The organism is Ideonella paludis (assembly GCF_018069865.1).
In the GTDB taxonomy this organism is placed as follows: domain Bacteria; phylum Pseudomonadota; class Gammaproteobacteria; order Burkholderiales; family Burkholderiaceae_C; genus Ideonella; species Ideonella paludis.
In genome coordinates, this window is record NZ_JAGQDG010000004.1 from 391,426 (window position 1) to 412,269 (window position 20,844).

Genomic DNA, 20,844 nt, shown 5'->3' on the forward strand with positions numbered 1-20,844 from the left:
CACCAAGATCGAGGAGGAGCGCATGAAAACATTGGCCATTGCCAAGGGAGAGTTGTGGCTGCACGAGGGAACGAACAGCCCACGCCAGATCGTGTCCGCCTTTGCGCGCGAAGTGATCGAGCGCGACGAGCGCAGCCGCCGCACCACCTCGTGGAAGCATGCGCCCCGCGAGCAGCAAAGCGGCGTCATTCCCAGCAGCTCCCTGTGGGGCACCCAGCAAAGCGCCGCGATGGCGCCGCCCAAGTTCTTGCAGGCCTGCTTCGGGGCCAATGATCAGACCATCTACTACGTGCTCAAAGTCGGCGAGGCCACGGGCCTGTTCCGCCAGCATTTGGATGAAGACCGCGAAGTCCGTTTGTTCCATCGCACGGGCTTCAGCATCGACGGTTTGGCCTACAACCCGCAGGACCAGCGCTTGGTGCTGGGGGTCCGCATGCACGACGGCACAGCGCAGCTGGAGGTCTATGACGAAGACGGCAACCTCAAAGGAGCCATCACCGGCGGAGACAGCCAGGACGGCCACCCCGCGCTGGTGCCTGGCAGCGCCAGCACCATCGTGTTCCAAAGCACCGGGGTAGCCCGCCACCCTGAGCATGGCTATGTGGTGGCGGCCAGCCACGCCACCGTCTGCAAGCTGGACTACCGCAGTGGCCAGCTAGAAACCCTGCTGGACGACAAACACTTTGACTTCATCGCGCCAAAGGTGGGTTCGGACGGCACGCTCTATGCCATCCGCCGCCCCATTGAAAAGCCGCCCACCGAGCGCGCGAGCAACGCCCTGCTGGACACGGTGATGATGCCCATCCGGCTCATCAAGGCTGTGTTTGGCTTCCTCAATATCTTCTCGATGCTGTACGGCAAAGAGCCGCTGCGATCGGCCGGTGGCCCACGCACGCCCGAGCTCGATCAAGACCTGGGCCGGCTCTGGCTGCATGGCCGCATGATTGAGCTCAGCAAGGTCCGCAACGACCCTGGGCATGCGGGCCACCTCGTGCCAGCGAGCTGGGAGCTGGTGCGCCAACCGCCGGGGCGTCAGTTGCAGATCGTCGCCAACCATGTGGCGGGCTTTGATGTGTTGAGCAATGGCCAACTGCTCTACACCAACGGCTATGAATTGACCCATTGGCAGGATGGCCGCAAGACCAGCCTGGGGCGCCACGAGCTGATCGAAACGGTGGCGGTGCGCTGAGCGCACCCCGCTGCTGCAGCCGCCACACGATGCACGCCCTGCTTGCCACCATCGCCAGCCTGCCCTTGCCCGCCGAGGCTTGCCGCGTCTTTCATGGGCGCGGCGGCCTGCACCCAGGCTGCGAGCAATGGTCACTCGATTTCTATCCACCCGTTTGGCTGCTGACCAGCTTTGCCCCGGTCACTGACGATGAGTTAGCCCAGATCGGCCAGGCACTGGCCACCCGCTGGGCCGAGCTGGCGCCAGGCCAGCCTTTGAATTGGGTGTTTCAGCATCGGGATGAGTTCCGCGTTCAGAACCGTTTGATGGCCGGCAGCGTGCCCTCGCCACACCTCGTGAGTGAGCACGGTGCACGCTACGAGGTGCACCTGCTGCGCGGCCAGAACCACGGCCTGTTTTTGGACATGGCCGCTGGCCGCCAATGGGTACAGCGCTGGGCGCAAGCCCACCCGCGCGGCCGCGTGCTGAACCTGTTTGCCTACACCTGCGCTTTCTCGGTGGTGGCGCGGCTGGCGGGTGCGGGCTCGGTGTTGAACTTTGACATGGCCAAAGGGCCGCTGGCCCAAGGGCAGCGCAACCATGAGCTCAACGGCGTGCAAGAGGGCACCGCCTTCATGCCGCATGACATCTTCAGCTCTTGGGGCAAGATCACCCGGCGCGGGCCCTATGACCTGGTGATTGCCGACCCGCCCAGCTACCAAAAAGGCAGCTTTGTCGCCACCAAGGACTACGCTCGCCTGGTGCGCCGCCTGCCCGACCTGATCGCCCCCGGCGGCCATGCGCTGCTGGCTTTGAATGCCCCCGAGCTGGGCCCGGCGTTCTTGCTGGACTTGGTCCAGCAGGAGGCCCCGATGTTCAACTTGGTGGAGCGGGTGGCCAATCCCGCATCCTTCGCAGATGCCGATGAGGACCGCGCGCTCAAAGTCTTGGTCTTTGAGCGCGCGACCTCGTCACGCTGACACGAGGCGCTGAGACGAATCGGTGCGGAACTCGCTCACCACGGTCGCCAGTCGAGTCGCTTGTTCGTTCAAGCTGGCCGCAGCGGCGGCGGACTGCTCGACCAAGGCAGCGTTTTGCTGGGTCATTTGATCCAAACGGTTGACGGCCTGGTTCACCTCGGTCAGGCCATCACGCTGCTCACGAGCGCCGGCTGCAATGTCGCCAATCAGGTCGGCCACGCGGCGAACGCCACCCACGATGTCATTCATCACCTCACCGGTTCGCTGGACCTGCGCAGCGCCCGTGTTCACATGCTCCACCGACGTGTCGATCAGGGTCTTGATCTCCCGAGCCGCCACCGCTGAGCGCTGCGCCAAGCTGCGCACCTCGCTGGCCACCACAGCAAAGCCGCGGCCCTGCTCTCCGGCACGGGCAGCTTCAACCGCAGCGTTCAGCGCCAAGATATTGGTTTGAAACGCGATGCCGTCGATCACGCCGATGATTTCAGAGATGCGATTCGAGCTCTCCGTCATCTGATCCATGCTGTCGACCACCTTGCCCACCACCTCACCACCACGGTGGGCGGCCTCTGCCGCCGAGCGGGCCAGCAAGTTGGCCTGATCGGCCACTTCCGCAGAGTGAATCACGCGGTCCGCCATGATGGCCATGGAGCTCGCCGTGTTCTGCAGGCTCGACGCAGTGGTCTCGGTGCGGTTGGAGAGGTCCAGATTGCCTTGCGCGATTTCGGACGCCGCCAATCGCACGGACTCGCTGCTGGATCGAATGTCATTGAGGGTGCTGCAGATCTTGCCCACAAACTGGTTGAAGTCTTGGGCGATCTCCGAGAGCTCATCGCGGCCCGAGTGGCTCAGGCGTCGCGTCAGGTCGCCATCGCCTTGAGCGGCTTCTCGCATCGCATCACGCAAGCGGGACAGGCCCCGCAGTTGCACCGACACCAGGCCGCCGAGCAGCACCACACACAGCACCGACAGCGCCAAGCCCACGATGACGGACTCCCACATCAGCGCTGTGAACTCGGATAAGGATTCATCACGGTGCATGGCCACCACCAGGGTCCAACCCGAGTCACCCACGGTTCTCGCTGACAGCAACATGTCTTGGTCGCCGATCCGAGCCTGCAAGAGTGAACCGTCCGCCGTGCTGAGCCATTCAGGGGTGATCAAGGGACTCAGCTCCAAGGCGGGCTTCATGCGCCGCTCGGCTTCAGGGTGCACCAACACCTGACCGGCCTTAGACACCACAAAGCCATAACTCAAGGGCGTCGGCTTGACCAGCAACACGCTCTTGGCCACCCCCTCCAGCGACATGTCCGCCCCCGCCACGGCGGAGAGCGTTCCAGCGGCGTAAACGGCCTTGGAGAAAGTCACCACCAGCTTGCCCGTCTTGGCGTCCAGCACAGGCTCGGTCAATTCCACGTTCTCGGACTCCAGCGCTTGCTTGTACCAAGCTTTGACCGTGGGATCGACCTTGCTGCCCAGATCCTGCAGCGAAGACGAGGTGAAGCGCTTGTCCACATAGCCAAAGTAGGTGCGTTCAAACCCGCCCGACTGTGCGGCCTGCAGCAGCTTGCCGGTGGGGTCAGGGTGGTCGGCCGCTGGGACCAGAGACTCCAGCACGGCCGCATGGGCTTCAATCCAATCCTCGGTGCCCGCCACCACCGCCTGGCTCAGAGAGCGTGCCTCGTCCCCCAAAGAGTGAAGTGCCGCATCCCGCGCCGCATAGGCGTTGTACGCCGCGAGACTGAGCATGCTCAGCAACATCATGACACCGGTGGCGGCCACCAAGCGACCGCGCAATGTGTGAAGAGCAGAGATCATCGGGACCTACTTCCGTGCTGCAGTTCTGATGTCGGCCCGACTGACATAGTGAGCTACTACGACCCCAAACGCTGGCAGCAAGTGTGTAGAAGTTCCGACCCTAGTAGCGGGCAGAAATCCGTCCTCAATACTTGTCTAATCAAGTGGATTCCGACATATGTCTGGTCAAAGCTGTCAAACGGCTGTCGCTCAAAATCAATGTAGTTAACCTCCATCATCATGGGGCTGGGTGCCCATGCTCTGCATCACCTGCGCCGCGATGCCTAGGGCCCGCCAACGCAGCGCCGGCTCATAGACATCACACACCAGCATCAGCTCGTCCGCCCCAGTGGCTTGCAGCAGCCGGGCAAAGCCCTCGCGCACGGTTTGGGGGCTGCCAATGACGGCGGCGCCCAGAAAGTCGGCAATGCCGGCACGTTCAGCCGGGTTCAACTGGGCCACGTAGTCGGGCACCGGCGGCCCGAGGCGGCGCCGGTCACCCCGCAAGATGCCCAACACCCGCTGATAGATGCTGCTGGCCAGGAACTGCGCTTCGTCGTCTGTGGGCGCGGCCACCAGCGGCACCCCGATCACCACATAAGGCTTGGCCAGCGTGGCCGAGGGCTTGAACGCGCTGCGGTAGACCTCCAAGGCCTGCATCAGCATGCGCGGTGCGAAGTGCGACGCAAAAGCGTAGGGCAAGCCCCGCTCGGCGGCCAACTGTGCGGAGAACAAGCTGGAGCCCAAAAGCCAGATTGGCACCTGCGTGCCCGCGCCCGGCATGGCCACCACGCGCTGGCCCGGCTGCGCGGGGGCGAGAAACTGCTGCAAGGCTTGGACCTCGCGCGGAAAGTCTTCTTCAGTCTCGGGCCTGTCGCGGCGCAGCGCCCGCATGGTTTCGCGGTCGGTGCCGGGGGCGCGGCCCAGGCCCAGATCGATCCGGCCCGGGTAGAGCTCGGCCAAGGTGCCAAAGGCTTCGGCCACCACCAGCGGCGCATGGTTGGGCAACATGACGCCGCCCGAGCCCACGCGAATGCGCTGGGTGGCACCCGCAATATGGCCCACCAACACCGCCGTGGCCGAGCTGGCAATGCCCGCCATATTGTGGTGCTCGGCCAGCCAATAGCGGGTGAAGCCCAGACCCTCCACATGCTGGGCGGTGCGCCGCGCCACGGCCAGCGCATCGGCCACACTGCTGCCCTCTCGAACAGCGACCAGATCCAACATCGAGAGGGGCACAGGGCGAAGGGTGTTCATGGCGTGATGATGCCTGCAATCCGCTGGCCCTGCGGGCAGCGCGAAGAGCAAACCCAAGCGCTATGCGGCCATGCTGGTGTGGTGCTGCGCCGCCAAGGCCGCGCCCAGCACGGCCAAGCCATGCTCGATCTCCTCGGCCGTGCTGTTGAGCCTGGGCATGAAGCGCAGGCAATGCGGGCGCGCCGCGTTGACCAGCAGGCCGCGCGCTCGGCAAGCGCGCACCAAGGCGGGGGCATGGTCCTGGCCCAACTCCAGCGCCCACAGCAGGCCGGCGCCGCGCACTTCACCCAAGCCATGCTCTTCCGAGAGGGCTTGCAAACCGCGTTGCAACTGCAGCCCGATGCGGCGCACCTGGGCCAAGAAAGCGGGCTGGCTGATCTCGGCCAACACGCCCAAAGCGACCGCGCACATCAAGGGGTTGCCCGCATAGGTGCCGCCTTGGTCGCCATGCTCGAACACGCTGCAGTGAGCCTGCGCCAGCACCGCCGAGATGGGCACGCCGCCGCCCAAGCCCTTGCCCAAAGTCAGGATGTCCGGCCGCACGCCAAAGTGGTGAAAGCCGAACAGCTCGCCCAAGCGGCCGCAGCCGGTTTGCACCTCGTCAAAGATCAGCAGCAAGCCTTGCTCATCGCACAGCGCACGCAGCGCCTGCAAGAAGGCTGGCGAGGCCGGCCGCACCCCCGCCTCGCCCTGCACCGGCTCCAGCATGATGGCCACGGTGCGCTGGCTCAAGCGCGCCTTCACACTGTCCAGGTCATTGAGCCGCGCTTTGGCAAAGCCTTCCATGCGCGGCGCAAACATCTCGTCCCAGCCGGGTTTTCCGCTCGCGGCCATGGTCGCCAAGTTGCGCCCGTGAAAGCCGTTCTCAAAGGTGATGATCTCGTGCGCCCCCGCTCGATGCAGCCGCCCCCACTTGCGCGCCAGCTTGATTGCCCCTTCATTGGCCTCTGCCCCCGTGCTGCCAAAGAAGACTTGATCCATGCCGCTGAGCCCACACAAGGCTTGCGCCAATTGCAGGGCAGGCAGGTTGTAGAGCGCGGGGCTGGGCGTCAGCAGCAAGCTACTTTGCGCCTGCAGCGCCTGGCTGATGACCGGCGGGCAGTGGCCCAGCGCATTCACGGCCCAGCCTTGCAGCCAGTCCAGGTAGCGCTGGCCGGCGGCGTCCCACAGCCAGGCGCCCTCGCCGCGCACAAAGACCTGCTCGGGGCGCTCGGTCACGGGCATCAAGGTGTGGACGTTCAAGGAAGGCAGGGGCTGTGGGCAGGTCATGATGGGCCTTTCAATCAAAAGTGGCGAGACAAAGAAAAAGGCCACGGGGTGAACCGTGGCCTTGGGGGGAGAAATGGGAGTCTGGGGCTTAGATCGACTTCGGCTTTCTCTCACGCGCAGCGCACGGCAGCGAGCGACGGGCTCGTGCAGCTCGTGCGGCTCGCGCTTGGGCAGCGCTGGTGAAAGAAAGGGCGATCAAGAACATGAGGGACATCTTAGGCCAACACCGTGTCAACCCGCATCCGCACCGTTGCAAGATGTGGACAATGCACTGGCCCCGACCTCCAACGAGTGCACTGCCCATGTCCCCTGACACCGCTTCGCATCGCCTTGGCCCCTCTGCCGCCCGATGGGCCATCACGGCCTGGTGCACGCTGACCCTGGCCGCAGCCGCCACAGCGAGTGAGCCGCCAGTGGGCAGCGCCAGCGCTGCACCCAGCACCGTCCGGGTGGCCTTCCATGGCCACGAGAATGGCTTCGACCCGGCCCAAATCTCAGACGTGGTCTCGGCGGCCCTGGTGGGCAGCTTGTTTGATGCGCTGCTGACCTACGACCACCTGGCCCGCCCCGCCAAGCTCAAGCCCAACACCGCCGTCAGCTTGCCTGAAGTCAGCGACAACTACACCCGCTTCGTCTTTCGCATCAAGCCGGGCATCACCTTTAGCGAGCACCCGGCCTTCAAGGACAAAGCGGGCCGGCCCACACAGCGCGAGCTGGTGGCGGCCGACTATGTCTACAGCATCAAGCGCTATTACGACCCCGCCGTGCGCAGCCCCACGCTCTTCCATTACCAAGGCGCAGGCCTGTTGGGCCTGGATGAGCTGCGTCAAAAGGCTTTAGACACCAAGACACCCTTCCCCTATGACACGGAGGTCGAAGGCCTCAAGGCGCTGGACCGCTACACCCTGCAGATCCGGGTGGCCAAGCCCGCGCCGCGCCTGCCCTATGTGCTGGCCACACCGGCCTTGAGTGGTGCTGTGGCCCGCGAGGTGATCGAGAGCCTGCCCGACACCAAGGCCGCCATGGCGCACCCGGTGGGCACCGGCCCCTTCAAGCTCGGAGCCTGGCGGCGCGGCTCACGCATCGTGCTGGAGCGCAACCCGGCGCACCAGCACAGCGTGCACGATGAACAGCCCGCGGCTGACGACGCCGAGGGCCAAGCCATCGCCCAGCGCTTCCGGGGCCGCAAGCTGCCCATGGTGGACCGCGTAGAAGTCTCCATCATTGAGGAAGCGCAGCCGCGCTGGCTGGCCTTTTTGAACGGCGAGTTGGACATGGTTTGGGTGCCCGACGAGTTTGTGGGCAGCGCAGCGCCCCAGGGGCAGGTCGCTCCCTATTTGGCCAAGCGCGGCGTGCGCATGACCCGCGTGGTGGCCCCTACCACCCGGCATGTCTACTTCAACTTGGAGAACCCCATTGTGGGCGGCTACACGCCCGAGCGCGTGGCCCTGCGCCGCGCCTTGGCCCTGGCCTATAACGCACCGCGCGAGAGGGCCTTGATGCGGCGCGGCCAGATGAAGCCGGCGCAGAGCGTGATCCCGCCCCAGGTCAGCGGCTACGACCCGGATCTAAAGTCAGAGATGAGTGATTACGACCCGCAGCGCGCCAAAGCGCTGCTGGACTTGGCCGGCTATGTGGACAAAGACGGCGATGGCTGGCGCGACCAGCCCAATGGCCAGCCCTTGCAGCTTGAGCTGCACACCGAACCCACCCAATTGGCCCGCCAATGGCAGGGCCACTGGAAGAGCTCGATGGATGCCATTGGCGTGAAGATGAGCTTCCGCATGGGCGCCTGGCAAGAGAACATCAAGGCCGCCCGGGCGGGCAAGCTGATGATGTGGACCACCGGCTGGAGCGCTGCCATCCCGGACGGCAGCTACTTCTTGGACCTGATGTACGGCCCCAACAAGGGCCAAAGCAACTATGCGCGCTTTGACCTGCCGGCCTTCAACACCCTCAACGAGCAGCAACGCGTGCTACCCGACGGCCCCGAGCGCCAAGCGGTGATCGCCCAAGCCGTGAAGCTGAGCCTGGCCTATATGCCCTATAAGGCCAGCGGGCATGACGTCAACACCTGGTTGTATCAGCCACGTGTGCAGGGCTTCCGCCCGCATCCCTTCATGCGCGACTTTTGGCGTTTTGTGGCGCTTGAGCCCTGAGGGCTAGCGGCGCAGCGGCTTGAGCAGGTCACTCAAGCCGTTGTGGTCGATCTCCTGCATCAGCGCCAGCAAGCGGCCGATCTCGCCCTTGGGAAAGCCCTCGCGCGCAAACCAGTTCAGGTAGTTGCCGGGCAGGTCGGCCAACAGCACGCCCTTGTGCTTGCCAAAGGGCATGGGGGTGCTCACCAGTTTTTGCAGGTCTTCCGGGTGCATGGGTCAATGAGGAGCCAAGGGGGGCCATGGTAGCCGCTAGGAGCGTGGGCGGCAGAAGTTCAGGCTCGCGCCGTGGGGAGTTGCGGTGCATGGCAAGGCGCGCACGAGGCGCATGGCCGACCCCTGCAACGAGTGCGCAACGCCGACAGGCACCGCAAATCGCTACGGCCCTTCGGGTTGGGGCGGCTTGGGGGTCCATTCGTCGTTGCAACGCTTGCTCGAACAGCACGTGCGAGCGGCGCGCTGCGCCTAGACTGCTCCCCCCAAGCCGCCCCAACGCGGGCCTGAATTTCTGCCGCCCACGCTCCTAGGCCCCACTATGATGTGCTGCTCACGGCCCCCCAGCGATAGAAAGCCCCGCTCATGACCTCCCTCTATCAACAGCACCTGGACCGCAACCCCGCCAACCATGCACCGATCACGCCGCTGCTGTTCATTGAGCGCACGGCCGAGGTCTATCCGCAGCGCACGGCCATCATCCACGGCGCACTGCGTCAAACCTGGGGCGAGACCTATGCGCGCTGCCGCCGACTGGCCAGTGCCTTGAGCCAAGCGGGCATCGGCGTGGGCGACACCGTGGCGGTGATGCTGCCCAACACACCGCCCATGGTGGAGGCCCACTTTGGCATTCCCATGGCGGGCGCGGTCTTGAACGCGCTCAACACCCGGCTGGATGCGGAGAGCATTGCCTTCATGCTGGACCACGGCGAGGCCAAAGCCGTGATCGTGGATGTAGAGTTTGCCGCCACCCTGCAGCGCGCGGTGGCCCTGCGCAAAAGCGCGCAGCCGCTGTTGGTGATTGATGCTGAAGATGCGCTTTACACCGGCCAAGCCCAGCGCGTGGGCAGCACCACCTATGAGGCCTTTTTGGCCCAGGGCGACCCCGCCTTTGACTGGGCCTTGCCGGCCGACGAGTGGGACGCTATTGCACTGAACTACACCAGTGGCACCACCGGCAACCCCAAGGGCGTGGTCTATCACCACCGGGGCGCGGCCACCAACGCCACCTCCAATATCTTGGAGTGGGATCTGCCCAAACATGCGGTCTATTTGTGGACCTTGCCCATGTTCCACTGCAATGGCTGGTGCTTCCCTTGGACGCTGGCGGCGCGCGCTGCCGTCAATGTCTGCCTGCGCAAAGTCGAGGCCGCCGCGATGGCGCAGGCCATGGCCGAGCATGGCGTGACCCACTATTGCGGCGCGCCCATCGTGCACAGCCTGCTGGTCAATGCCCCGGCCGAGTTGAAGGCCAAGCTGCCCCGTGGTGTGAAGGCCATGGTGGCCGGTGCGGCACCACCGGCCTCGCTGATCGAAGGCATGGAAGCCCTGGGTTTTGACCTCACCCATGTCTATGGGCTCACCGAGGTTTACGGCCCGGCCACGGCCTGCGCCAAGCATGCCGAGTGGGAGCAGTTGGACATCGGCGAGCGCGCCCGCTTGAACGCCCGCCAGGGCGTGCGCTATCACCTGCAACGTGGTGCCGCCGTGCTGGACCCGGCCACGCTGCAGCCCGTGCCCTGGGACGGTGAGACCATGGGCGAGATCATGTTCCGCGGCAATATCGTGATGAAGGGCTACCTGAAGAACCCCGGCGCCACCGCCGAGGCCTTTGCCGGCGGCTGGTATCACACCGGCGACTTGGCCGTGCAGTACCCAGACGGCTACATCAAGATCAAAGACCGCAGCAAAGACATCATCATCTCGGGCGGCGAGAACGTCTCCTCCATCGAGGTTGAAGACGTGCTCTACCGCCACCCCGACGTGCTGGCCGCCGCCGTCGTCGCCAAGCCGGACCCGAAGTGGGGCGAAACGCCCTGCGCCTTCATCGAGCTCAAGGCCGGCTCACAGCTCAGCGCTGAGGCGGTGATTGCCCACTGCAAACAGCATCTCGCCGGCTTCAAGGTGCCGCGCGCGGTGGTCTTTGGCGAACTGCCCAAGACGTCCACCGGCAAGATCCAAAAGTTTGAGCTGCGCAAGCAGGCCGGGTCCGCGTCCGCCATTGATGTCTAAACCTTGACCCGAGAGTTCCACGCCTCACCATGACCACCGCTGCCGCCCATTTCAACGTCGCCTTGCTGGCCTTTGACAACATGGAGGCGCTGGACTTTGCCGGGCCTTTTGAAGTATTCACCACCGCCGCGCGCGTGGCCCGCAAGCGCTTCTCTGCCCCGGCAATCCAACCCGGTTCGGGCACCGACCCGAAAGACCTTTTCAGTGTGTGTTGCGTGGCCCGCAGCCTCGGCCCGGTCAAAGCCCGTGCGGGCCTGCGCGTGCTGCCGGATGCAGACTTTGCGCAATGCCAGCAGGCCGACCTGCTACTCGTGCCCGGTGGCGTGGTGGACGCCGCGCAAGCCTGCCCGCAGACCTTGGCTTGGGTGCGCCATCTGCACGCCCACAGCCCTTGGACGGCCTCCGTCTGCACCGGCGCCTTCATCTTGGCGGCTGCGGGTGTGCTGACCGATGAGCCCTGCACCACGCATTGGGAAGACCTGGTCGACCTGCGCGCGCAGTTCCCAGCGCTGCAGGTGCAAGCGGGTGTGCGCTGGGTCGAAGCCCAGCAAGGCCGCTTGGTCACCTCCGCCGGCATCAGCGCCGGCATTGACATGAGCCTGCACCTCGTAGCGCGCATGGCGGCTTCAGTGGGCTGGGACGGCACCGCCCTGGCCGAGGCCACGGCGCGGCAGATGGACTATCCCTGGGTGCGGACTTGAGCGCGTTGACAACAAACGTTCAGGATCAACGCCCCCAGTTCATGGCCATGACGACTGCACCTTGCCCCCATCATTCACGCCAAAGCAACTCATGGACTACAACGCACCCCCACCTAGCGATGACCAATTGCCAGCGCTGCTCAGAGCACTCTGCATTCGCGCGGCCGACGCGGATTCTGAGATTCGTACCGCCGCAGTCGAGGACATTTACGAGATAGCCTTCAAAGTCGGAGCCAAGGCATCCAGTGCTATTCCTGTGCTGGTAGAAAGGCTGGCAGACACCGTTCCGAAAGTCAGTGAAAGTGCATCTTGGGCGCTGAAGTACTGTGCGCCGAAAAGTGTTGCAGCGTTGACGGAGTCCTTGGCCCATCAGTTCAGTCAGGTTCGGGAGAAGGCCGCCCAAGCGCTGGGCAACATCGGGCGGGACGCGCGAGATTCGGCACATGCTCTGCGTCCGCTGCTTCAAGACTCAGCGCCGCTTGTCCGTCAAAAAGCTGCTTGGGCTTTAGGCCTGATGCACGACGACCACCCCGACACACTGGAGCAATTGCATCGCCTGACCCGCACCGAACAGCCCGCCGACCTCTCGGCTGCGCTGCATGCCTTGGGTAACCTGGGCAAGAACTCCGAGAACACAGAATTGCTGTTGCCCTTCAAAGAGGTCATCATGGCTGCGACCAGCCACAGCAGCTCAGCGGTGGTGAGGTCCGCGCTCTATGCGTCCAAGTCTTTGGGGTTGACCTCTCAAGAGCAGGCCGACTTGTATGTATCGACGCTATGCGCAGAGTCAACACTCTCGGACACACAGCTGACGTTTCACGCACTGGCTGATCTGGCACCCTCCGTGGATCTGTCAAGGGCACTCCCTGTCTTCATGGCGATCCTGAACACCCGACAGGACACGGCGATCAGCGTGTGCAAGGTGCTTGCAGTGATGAAGCCAAGGCCTTCAAGCGCCATCGAGCAGTTGGTGGCACTGTTGGATGAAGACAGATTCGTACTCCCGGCGGCAGTGGCTCTGTGGGCGATTGAGGGGCGAACCGAATCCTTCATGGCCGCCATTGAACGATCCCACCCCATAGCCGACGAAAGCCTGTGCGACTTCATCTGCGCAATGGGGCCGGCAGCGATTCCCTTGATACCCAATGTCCTGGCTGCACTGGCGGAAGAGGACTGGGACCAGCAGTGGGCCGCTGCAGACGCCTTGTGTGCCATTGCGTGCCCTGATCCGGCAGTGGTGCAGGCCTTGATGGATGCGCTTGGCCACCCCAGCCCTGTCGTGAGGTCCGCTTCAGCGCGAGCCTTGGCATCACTTGGGGCCAGCAGTGTCGAAGCCCTGACGGCTGTTTTGAGCAACAAGGAAGATGCACGTTCGGCATGGGCTGCGCTTTCGCTTGGAAGAATTGGCCTACAGGCCAGCTCGGCTGTTGAGGTTCTGCGCTCCAGAATGCTGGAGGGCACCGAACCGCTGCACAGCAGTTGCGCTATTGCCTTGGCTTACATTGCGCAAGACGAGTCTTCCATCCCCGCGCTCATCGACACCTTGCAGAGCGAAGAGCCATCAGCACCGCGCAAAGCCGCTGCAGAAGCTCTGGGCGCTTTGGGGCCTGCTGCAAAATGTGCCATTCCAGCGCTGAGATCTGCGGCCGAGGATGTGGATTTCGACCTTGCAGATGCAGCCATGGGGGCCCTATCCGTGATCGAAGGATCGCGCCACTGAAGGGCGCAGCATGCTCAAAGCGAACCTTCATGCTCTAGCATCGGCAAACGTCACTCAAGGTCGCGGCGCATACGCCTCATCAAAGGTGGCGCATGGCCGCGTCTGTGGGCTGGGACGGCACTGCCCTGGCCGAGGCCACGGCGCGGCAGATGGACTATGTGTGGACGCAGGTTTGAGCGCTGTGCCACCTTCAGCACAGCCGCTGCGCCCTGTGAGCTAGCTGACCCACTCACGGTCTGATTCAATAGGCACTCCAACACGGAGTGTCCTCATGCGCTTTCCATCTTTCCCAAAGTTCTCTTCAACCCTTCTGGCCGCCTTGCTGATCGGCGCCCCAGCCGCCCAGGCCCAGAGCACCGCACCCATGACGCTGAGCAGCCCGGACTTGGCCAGTGGCCAGTTCAGCCTGCCCTTGGTGGCCAACGGCTTTGGCTGCACCGGCCAGAACGTGTCTCCGGCCTTGAGCTGGAACAACGTGCCTGCGGGCACGCAATCTTTGGCCCTGTTGATGCACGACCCCGACGCGCCGACCGGCAGTGGCTTTTGGCACTGGGTGGTGCTCAACCTGCCCGCCAACACCACCGGCCTGGCCCGTGGCGCTGGCACAGGCGCGGGCCAACTGCCGGCAGGCAGCGTGGCCGGCAACACCGACTTCATGAACACCGGTGTCACCGGCGCCGGCGGCTATGGTGGCCCGTGCCCCCCCGTGGGCCACGGCCCTCACCGCTACAACTTCACGCTCTACGCGCTGGCGGTGCCTGATGTGTTTGCAGCCGCAGGCATCCCACGCAATGGCACGGCCACGCTGGCGGGCTTCGCGCTCAACCATGGCCTGGGCAAGGCGGTTCTAGCCAAGGCCAGCTTCACCGCGACTTACCAGCGCTGATCCGGCGCCGGCTAAGGACAGGTCATGGGCGCGCCCTCAACTGGCTGGGCGGCGCGCCAAAGCGCTGCGCAAAGGCCGCGCTGAAGCGCCCATGCGACGCATAGCCGCAGGCCAAGGCCACTTGGCTGACTGGCCAATCGGTGGTTTGCAACAAGCCCAGGGCCGCATCCATGCGGCCTTGGCGCACGCAGGCTTGCAGCGTGCTGCCCTCTTCCCGCAGACGGCGCTGCAAGCTGCTCGGCCCCACGGCCAAGCGGGCCGCCACCTCAGCCAAAGTCCAAGGCCCATCCGGCTGATGCGCGACCAGCGCCTGCACACGGGCCACCCAGCGCTGCGCCTGCGGTGGGGCAAAAGCCCAGCCCGCTTCGGCCAGCAAGAGCAAAAGCTCCAAGGCTCGGTGCAGGCGCAAGGCCTCGGAGGCCTTGCTAGCGGCCACGGCAGCCACCCGTTCAAACGCATCGGCCAAGTCGCCTATCAACGCTAGCCCCACCGCACCCTTGGGCGCCCGGGCGGCGGCACATTGCGGCGCAAACTGCTGGCCGAAGCGGCTCAGCACCTCGGGTGAGAGCACCAACACCTCTGCCACATACCAGCCGTTATCGCCGGGCGTGTTGGCGATCTCCCAGCGCAAGCCGCCGGGCATCAGCACCAACGTGCCCGCTGTAAAACGCTGCACGCGCCCACCCGCAAACACTTGCTTGACGCCATGCACCACCGCCACTAAGGCCGCATGGTGCGTGGCCACCTCGTGCAGGTGGTGAGGAGTGGCGACGCGCAGGGTGTGGTGGGTCAGCATGGGGCTTAGTTTCTCAAGCATCGGCCCAACACCCCCTCGTCGCCACGTTCAACGCCCTCGAATCATGGCCATGACTTGGCCGGCGTCCAGCGTGGCGGCTTTGTTTTGGATTTGGGGCAGGTATTGGCTCTGCAGTTGCTTGGCCGGCCCCAAAAGGCTTTGGAAGGTCTCGCGCAGCACCTCGGTGCTCATGACCCGGCCGCCGGCGTAATAGCGCTTGGCGACCTGGCCCAGCGCGTAGGTGGTGGCGAATGAGAAGGCCATGCCGGTGGCTGCGCTGCCGATGCTCCCGAGGGTCTTGCCGGCGACCTTGCCCAACAGGCCGCCCAGCAGCTTGCGGCCCATCTGCTCTACATACTGCGAGGTGATGCCCACGCCAGCCGCGGCGATGAACTCTTTGATGTGACCTTGGTCCATCGACACACCATGCGCCTGCCCGATGCTGTAGACCATCTTGACCTGCAAAGGCACGATGGCCATCGAGGCCCAAGATTGCGGCAGCAATTCCAAGGCGCCGTTAAGCAAAGCGTAGTTGAGGATGGAGCGATCCAGCTCTGCCTCGTTGGCGCGCGCAGGCACAGCGCTGGCAGGCGAAGGGGCTGCGGCGGCCACTGCCACCGGCGCCGCCGCCACAGCCGACTCCGCCACGGGGATGAAGGGCTCCACCTCGCGTTGAATGGCTTGTGCTTGCGCCTCGGCCACGCCGAGCTTGGCTTTGAGCTGCTGCAAGAAGCCGCGCTCGATCTCGGTGATCTGGCCGTCGGCCTCGCACACGCACAGCGCCACCTCATAGGCATAGTGGCGCAGGCCCTCATCGGCCAAGCTGGCCACCGCCTGCTCCAGCGTGAAGCGCTTGAGCAGCACGTCTTGATAGAGCGTTCGCAGGTCCGGCGCGTGCGCCTCAGACCCCAAAGACTCTGCGATGCGGCGAATCTCCTCGCGCTCTCGGTCGTGCTTGGCGCCATCCGCAAAGGCGGCATACAGGGCAATAGCGAGCAGGGCTTTTTGATCTTGCGAGGTCATGGCGGGGCTTTCCAAGGGTAAGGACAGAGCCTCTGACTCGGTGCAGGGCCTAGAGTTCCCACCCCCCTCAGACGCGCTCGTCGCGTCAAGGCCGCCGTGCATACGCTGCATCAAAGGCGGCCCGCAGCGCGGGGCTCACCGCCGGCAAGCCTTGCACCACCTGCAGGGCCCAATCGAAGTAATCGCGGCGGCGCTGCAGTGGCCAATCGGCCGGCGGCGAGGTGGCAATGTCCCGCAGATTGCAGGTCTTGTCGGCCAGCTTGACCAGCGCAGCCTGGGGCGACTTGTGCGGCGCATGCTCCACCTGCAAGGCCTTGCGCTGGGCTTTGGGCAGGGCCTTGTCGTCGGTCAACTCGGCCACCACGGCGGCCACTTGCGGGCCGAAGTGCGTGGTCAATTCCTCCAAGCTGGTGTCGGTGTCTTCCACCGTGTCGTGCAGCACCGCCGCCTGCAGCACCACAGGGTCCGTCACGCCGCCTGTGTTGGCCAGCAATTGGGCCAGCGCAATGGGGTGGTTGATGTAGGGCGAGGCCTCGGCATCTTTGCGGCGCTGGTCGCGGTGCTTGGTGGCGGCAAAGGCCAGGGCGTTGAGCAGTTGGGCTTCAGGCGACATGAGCAGACTCCTTCGGGCTGCGCTCATTATCCAAGGGCCTGCCTTCGACTGCGGCAGGGCGCCCCCCTAAGCCGCTGCGTGTGCAAGGCCGCGCCCCCCAAACATCGGCACCCTGCCCCCCTCTGGGCAGTGGATTAGCCCGGCACGGAAGCCCCGCTAACGTGCAGTGCATGCCCACCATGTTGGCGGGCAGCCCACCTTACGGAGATTGCCATGAACACCGAATTCTTCTCGCAACTGCAGGCCATGCAGACCGTCACTCAGAACCGCCTCGACAGCTTGGTACAAGAGCTGAGCAAGCGCGCCCAGGTCGTCAATGAAGCCTCGATCAGCCATTTGATCGAGCGCGGCGTCATTGCCAACATGGCTAAAGACGGCTGCTGCAAGCCCGACGCCGGCACCTGCTGCCCTAACGCCAAGCGCCACCTCGTGGCCAACCCGATCAAGACCCTCTAAGCCTGAAGCACCATGCCTGTACCGCAGATGTTGAGCCCCCAGCTCTTGGACGCACCGATGCTGAACTATCTGCGGTGCAAGTTTCCCCATCTCTCAGCCGATGAGCTGGCCGTGCAAATCGAAGAGACCTTGCGCTTCTTGTTCATTTCGGACGAGTGCAAAGGATCGATCCCGGTGTCGCGCGAGATCGATGAGATCTGGCACGCCTGGATCTTGCAAACCCAGGAGTACATGGCGCTGTGCGAGCGCCTTCCCACTGGGCGCTACATCCATCACAGCTCGAACCAATATCTACGCTACTTCGACGCCTTAGTGGGTGAAGGCGAGGACCTGAGCGAGAGCGTGAGGATGCTGGCCCTCTACGTCGCCAACTTCGGCCCGTTTGAGCCGCAGCGCGCCCAGCATTGGCTGCTGGTGCGCCACATGATGACCCAATGGCATTGGACGCTAGAGGCCGTCAATGAGTGGCTCGACGCCGATCAGGCGCTGGAGGCGCCCCATGGCGGGGCTGAGCGCTACGACCTCCCCCAAACCCCACTGACCGCTGAGGGCGCCAACGACAGGCTACCGCGCGCTGCTGCGCCACACTCATCTCGCTGATTGCTGTATATTTATACAGCTTGCGTACACCACGTCTGCCAATCAGCCGTGTGGCAACGCAGCCCCACCAAGCCCACACCGACCCCAAGCCTTCCGGCCGGCCATGAGCAGCAGCAGTCACCTCCCTCCATCCCCCACACGCGCCCACCTCACGCGGCTGATGAAGATCTGGCGCTCGGCCGGCTGGCCCAGCCGAGACCCGATTGATGTGGACCTGCTGGCTGCCGGCTGGGTGAGCCTGGTGGGCGACCACCCCGCCCAAGAGTGCTTGAAGCTCACCGACGCCGGCTTGGCCCTGCTGGCGCAGCATCGCCAAGGCCAGCGCCGCGCGGCCAGCACCCACGACAAACTGGCCCTGCGCATGGCCGACCAGTTGATGGAATCCGGCCGGCTGGTGTGGCATGAGCTGTCGCTGCGGGCGCAAGTGGCCTGCGATGTGCCAGCCGCCACAAACCCCTCATCCAGCGCGTTAGGCGGCAGCAGCAGCACGCCAGCCCAGTCCTTCATGGGCACACTGCCCAGCTTGTGGGGCGATGAGGATGCAGGCACGCTGCCTACACCAGCCAAGCCGGCTACCCAGTGGCGCTTGGCCAGGCCTGACTTGTTCTCGCTGCGGCGCACCAGCAACCCGGCCTATCTGCAGCCCATGGTGCACGAGATCAAGGTCAGCCGGGCTGATCTGTTTTCAGACCTGCGCAACAAGGCCAAGCGGGCCTCTTACCAATGGCTGTGCAGCGAGTGCTATTACGTCTTTCCGGCCGGTATGGCCGAGCCCAAAGAGCTGCCGGAAGAGCTGGGCGTGTGGGTGATGCACAGCGACGCCGACGGCAGCCGCCTGGAGATGCTGCGCCCTGCCCGACACACGCCCTGCACCCTGCCCTTTGACGTGTGGATGGCCTTGGCACAGGCGACACCGCTGGCAGCGCCCCAGGTGGAGACGGTGCAAGCAGAGTTGTCGGAGGCCGCTGCCTGAGGCCCCGCCCCGTGGAAGCAGGCTTGTTGCTGCCTCAACTCCGCCTGTAGAACTCAGCTTGGGAAGCGCTCGATATGTGTCTCGCCGCTGCGCCCGTAGTAGCTGACATGCTTTCCGGTGATCCACACCGTGTAGCCCGCACAACCCGCGCGCTGGGTGAGCCGCTTGAACTCCGGGTACATCACCCGGCCCTGCTGGGCGCCCAAGATGGCGGCGCGCACACCCGCCGCATTAAAGGCCGGTGCGATGGGCTCTTCGGGCTTGTCAAAGCCCAGGCTCAAGGTGGCGCCATCCGGCAGGTAGTAGGTGGCCACGCCTGCACGGTAGTCCACGTGATAGGACTCCACCTGCACGCTGAGCAATTGGCCAATGACTTCGCCAAAGTGAATGCGGCCTTCATTAGAGGCCTCGAAAGTGTGTTGAATAACGCTGCGGGTGTGTTCGTTCATGGTGCGTTTGTCCTTCAAGCCACCGGCATGTCAAACACCATGCACGTGGTGGTTGCGTGGGCATAGAGCTTGCCGTCCGGCCCCACGATACGGGCCTCGGCCGTGGCCAACTGGCGGCCGCAGTGCAACACCTCACCCAGCGCGCGCAGCGGCCCGGTCTTGGGCGTGGCGCCGCGGACGATGTTCACACTCAACTCAGCCGTGGTGTAGCCCCGGCCAGGCGGCATCAGCGTGTGCACCGCGCAGCCCAGGGCCGAGTCCAGCAAGGTGGCATACCAGCCGCCATGCACCCCGCCCATGGGGTTCAAGTGCTTGAGCTGCGGCGTGCCCTGAAACACCGCCTTGCCTGGCGACACCGACACCAAGCCAAAGTCCATGGTGTCCGAGATGTGCGGGTAAGGCAGCTCGCCCGCCAGCATGGCCTGCAGCACCTCCAACCCACTCTTGCCTGCGGCTTGGGCGGGGGTGACGAAGCCTGCGTTGGGCGCGTTGGCGCGGATGCGGGCCAGCACGGCGTCGTACTCTTGCATCCATTGGGCCAGGGTGTCTGCGGGGGTCATGGTGGGTTGGGCAGGGAGTTGTGGGCTGAGCGATTTTGCATCGTCGCCCTTGAATCCCACCGGCCCACTGCGCGCGATCAGCAAAGGCCGTGCCTTCGGGCACGCTTCACAGGGGCTCGTCAGGCGAGAATCCCCCTCCTCCACCGCCGCCGACACCCCACCCATGACCGACGCCTCCCCCCTCTACACCACCCTGCCCCACTGGCCCAGCGCTTACCCGGCCAGTGGCGCCAGCGGGACGCTCAAAGTCCATAACGAAGACTTCGTCGTCACCGAGCTGCCGCTGCAATTGCCCTCGGGTGCGGGTGAGCATATTTGGGTGGATGTGGAGAAGAACGGTGCCAACACCGTCTACGTGGCCCAGCAGTTGGCCCTGGCGGCTGGGGTGAACGAGTGGGATGTGGGCTATGCGGGCCTCAAAGACCGCTACGCCATCACCCGCCAGTGGTTCAGCATCTACTTGCCCAAGGGCGACACACCCGACCTGACCCAGCTTCAGCACCCCGAATTTAAGGTGCTGAGCCAGAGCCGCCACGTCAAAAAGCTCCGCCCGGGAGACCTGCAGGGCAACCGCTTTCGCATCGTGCTGCGCGAGGTGAGCGGCGAGCGGCAAGCGCTGGAGGCCAACCTGCAGGCCGTGGCGGCGCAAGGCGTGCCCAACTACTTTGGCGCCCAGCGTTTCGGCCACGATGGTGGCAATGTCGAGCAAGGCCGCGCCATGCTGGCGCGCGAGATCCGCGTGCGCAACCCCAAGAAGAAGGGCATCTACTTGTCGGCTGTGCGCTCCTTCGTCTTCAATGAAGTGCTGGCCCAGCGCATCCAGCAAGGGCAGTGGGGACAAACGCTGCCGGGCGATGTGCTGACCGACGCCGGCCAGCCCACCGGGCCACTGTGGGGCCGGGGCCGGGTGAGCACCACCGACGATGCTCAAGCGCTGGAGATGCGTGTGGCCGAGCGCCACGCCGCCCTGTGCAGCGGCATGGAGTTTGCCGGCCTGGAGCAAGAGCGCCGCGCCCTGGTGGCCAAGCCCGCAGACATGAGCTGGGAGTGGCCGCAAGCCGACCAACTGGTGATCACCTTTGCACTGCCCGCCGGCACCTATGCCACGACGGTGCTGGGGGAGATCCTCCAAACCTCAGAGCCGGAGCGGCTGACGGAGGGTGAGCCAGGGGCGGTGGAGTAAGAGGCCCCGTGTCAGACATGCCAGGCTAGCT

General features: G+C 64.8%; 20 protein-coding genes. 11 read left to right on the forward strand and 9 right to left on the reverse strand.

From position 1 onward, the window contains the following. Nucleotides 1–22: 22 nt before the first annotated feature. Together KAK11_RS12225 and KAK11_RS12230 are read left to right on the forward strand one after the other, a co-directional pair. Nucleotides 23–1,189: a hypothetical protein gene (locus KAK11_RS12225; RefSeq protein ID WP_210809408.1), complete on the forward strand. Its 1,167-nt coding sequence runs from the start codon at nt 23–25 to the stop codon at nt 1,187–1,189. A gap of 29 nt (nt 1,190–1,218) precedes the next feature. Then, complete coding sequence (locus tag KAK11_RS12230; protein WP_210809409.1) at nt 1,219–2,148, forward strand: class I SAM-dependent methyltransferase; 930 nt, start codon at nt 1,219–1,221, stop codon at nt 2,146–2,148. Here the strand turns inward: KAK11_RS12230 and KAK11_RS12235 are convergent. The 3 genes from KAK11_RS12235 to KAK11_RS12245 form a co-directional block, all read right to left on the reverse strand. After that, a complete protein-coding gene (locus KAK11_RS12235; protein WP_210809410.1) occupies nt 2,140–3,966 on the reverse strand; it encodes a methyl-accepting chemotaxis protein in 1,827 nt (608 codons plus the stop codon). The two genes, KAK11_RS12230 and KAK11_RS12235, sit on opposite strands and share 9 nt — an antisense overlap. A gap of 204 nt (nt 3,967–4,170) precedes the next feature. Further along, the gene (locus KAK11_RS12240; protein ID WP_210809411.1) at nt 4,171–5,202 is read right to left on the reverse strand and encodes an LLM class flavin-dependent oxidoreductase; all 1,032 of its coding nucleotides are present in this window, start codon (nt 5,200–5,202) and stop codon (nt 4,171–4,173) included. Nucleotides 5,203–5,262: 60 nt separating this feature from the next. Beyond that, a complete protein-coding gene (locus tag KAK11_RS12245) occupies nt 5,263–6,471 on the reverse strand; it encodes an acetylornithine transaminase (protein WP_210809413.1) in 1,209 nt (402 codons plus the stop codon). 302 nt (nt 6,472–6,773) lie between these two features. Between KAK11_RS12245 and KAK11_RS12250 the strand changes: the two genes are divergently transcribed. Beyond that, nucleotides 6,774–8,630 carry an ABC transporter substrate-binding protein gene (locus KAK11_RS12250; RefSeq protein ID WP_210809414.1) on the forward strand — a complete coding sequence of 619 codons (1,857 nt, stop codon included), beginning with the start codon at nt 6,774–6,776 and terminating at the stop codon, nt 8,628–8,630. 3 nt (nt 8,631–8,633) lie between these two features. Here KAK11_RS12250 and KAK11_RS12255 read toward each other — a convergent pair whose 3' ends face one another. After that, nucleotides 8,634–8,843, reverse strand: coding sequence for a DUF3820 family protein (locus KAK11_RS12255; protein WP_210809415.1), 210 nt, complete (start codon nt 8,841–8,843; stop codon nt 8,634–8,636). Nucleotides 8,844–9,206: 363 nt separating this feature from the next. Here KAK11_RS12255 and KAK11_RS12260 point away from each other — a divergent pair, with 363 nt between their 5' ends. The 4 genes from KAK11_RS12260 (at nt 9,207) to KAK11_RS12275 (ending at nt 14,160) form a co-directional block, all read left to right on the forward strand. Further along, entirely contained in the window at nt 9,207–10,853 is a 1,647-nt protein-coding gene (locus KAK11_RS12260) for an acyl-CoA synthetase (RefSeq protein WP_210809416.1), read from the forward strand. 29 nt (nt 10,854–10,882) lie between these two features. Next, nucleotides 10,883–11,554 (forward strand): DJ-1/PfpI family protein, encoded by a 672-nt coding sequence (locus tag KAK11_RS12265; protein WP_210809417.1) that lies wholly within the window; start codon nt 10,883–10,885, stop codon nt 11,552–11,554. A gap of 127 nt (nt 11,555–11,681) precedes the next feature. Next, on the forward strand, nt 11,682–13,274 hold the full coding sequence (locus tag KAK11_RS12270) for a HEAT repeat domain-containing protein (protein WP_210809418.1): 1,593 nt from the start codon (nt 11,682–11,684) through the stop codon (nt 13,272–13,274). Nucleotides 13,275–13,545: 271 nt separating this feature from the next. Continuing rightward, nucleotides 13,546–14,160 (forward strand): YbhB/YbcL family Raf kinase inhibitor-like protein, encoded by a 615-nt coding sequence (locus KAK11_RS12275; RefSeq protein ID WP_210809419.1) that lies wholly within the window; start codon nt 13,546–13,548, stop codon nt 14,158–14,160. Nucleotides 14,161–14,182: 22 nt separating this feature from the next. On the opposite strand, the gene KAK11_RS12280 is transcribed toward KAK11_RS12275, so the two are convergent. The 3 genes from KAK11_RS12280 to KAK11_RS12290 form a co-directional block, all read right to left on the reverse strand. Next, nucleotides 14,183–14,956, reverse strand: coding sequence for a helix-turn-helix transcriptional regulator (locus KAK11_RS12280; protein ID WP_210809420.1), 774 nt, complete (start codon nt 14,954–14,956; stop codon nt 14,183–14,185). Nucleotides 14,957–15,004: 48 nt separating this feature from the next. Further along, complete coding sequence (locus KAK11_RS12285; protein ID WP_210809421.1) at nt 15,005–15,979, reverse strand: YcjF family protein; 975 nt, start codon at nt 15,977–15,979, stop codon at nt 15,005–15,007. Between the two features lie 85 nt (nt 15,980–16,064). Further along, nucleotides 16,065–16,592: an HD domain-containing protein gene (locus tag KAK11_RS12290; RefSeq protein ID WP_210809422.1), complete on the reverse strand. Its 528-nt coding sequence runs from the start codon at nt 16,590–16,592 to the stop codon at nt 16,065–16,067. 213 nt (nt 16,593–16,805) lie between these two features. Between KAK11_RS12290 and KAK11_RS12295 the strand changes: the two genes are divergently transcribed. From KAK11_RS12295 to KAK11_RS12305, 3 genes are all read left to right on the forward strand, one after another. Then, nucleotides 16,806–17,048: a hypothetical protein gene (locus KAK11_RS12295; RefSeq protein WP_210809423.1), complete on the forward strand. Its 243-nt coding sequence runs from the start codon at nt 16,806–16,808 to the stop codon at nt 17,046–17,048. Nucleotides 17,049–17,060: 12 nt separating this feature from the next. Next, nucleotides 17,061–17,648, forward strand: a complete 588-nt coding sequence (locus tag KAK11_RS12300) for a UCP032817 domain-containing protein (protein ID WP_210809424.1) — start codon at nt 17,061–17,063, stop codon at nt 17,646–17,648. A 160-nt stretch (nt 17,649–17,808) separates the two neighbouring features. Further along, complete coding sequence (locus tag KAK11_RS12305) at nt 17,809–18,621, forward strand: hypothetical protein (protein WP_246498845.1); 813 nt, start codon at nt 17,809–17,811, stop codon at nt 18,619–18,621. Between the two features lie 53 nt (nt 18,622–18,674). Here the strand turns inward: KAK11_RS12305 and KAK11_RS12310 are convergent, their stop codons facing one another. Then, nucleotides 18,675–19,070 (reverse strand): DUF1398 domain-containing protein, encoded by a 396-nt coding sequence (locus tag KAK11_RS12310; RefSeq protein ID WP_210809427.1) that lies wholly within the window; start codon nt 19,068–19,070, stop codon nt 18,675–18,677. 14 nt (nt 19,071–19,084) lie between these two features. Then, nucleotides 19,085–19,630 (reverse strand): PaaI family thioesterase, encoded by a 546-nt coding sequence (locus tag KAK11_RS12315; RefSeq protein ID WP_210809428.1) that lies wholly within the window; start codon nt 19,628–19,630, stop codon nt 19,085–19,087. 163 nt (nt 19,631–19,793) lie between these two features. Between KAK11_RS12315 and truD the strand changes: the two genes are divergently transcribed. Then, nucleotides 19,794–20,813, forward strand: a complete 1,020-nt coding sequence (gene truD / locus KAK11_RS12320; RefSeq protein WP_210809429.1) for a tRNA pseudouridine(13) synthase TruD — start codon at nt 19,794–19,796, stop codon at nt 20,811–20,813. Nucleotides 20,814–20,844 lie beyond the last annotated feature (31 nt).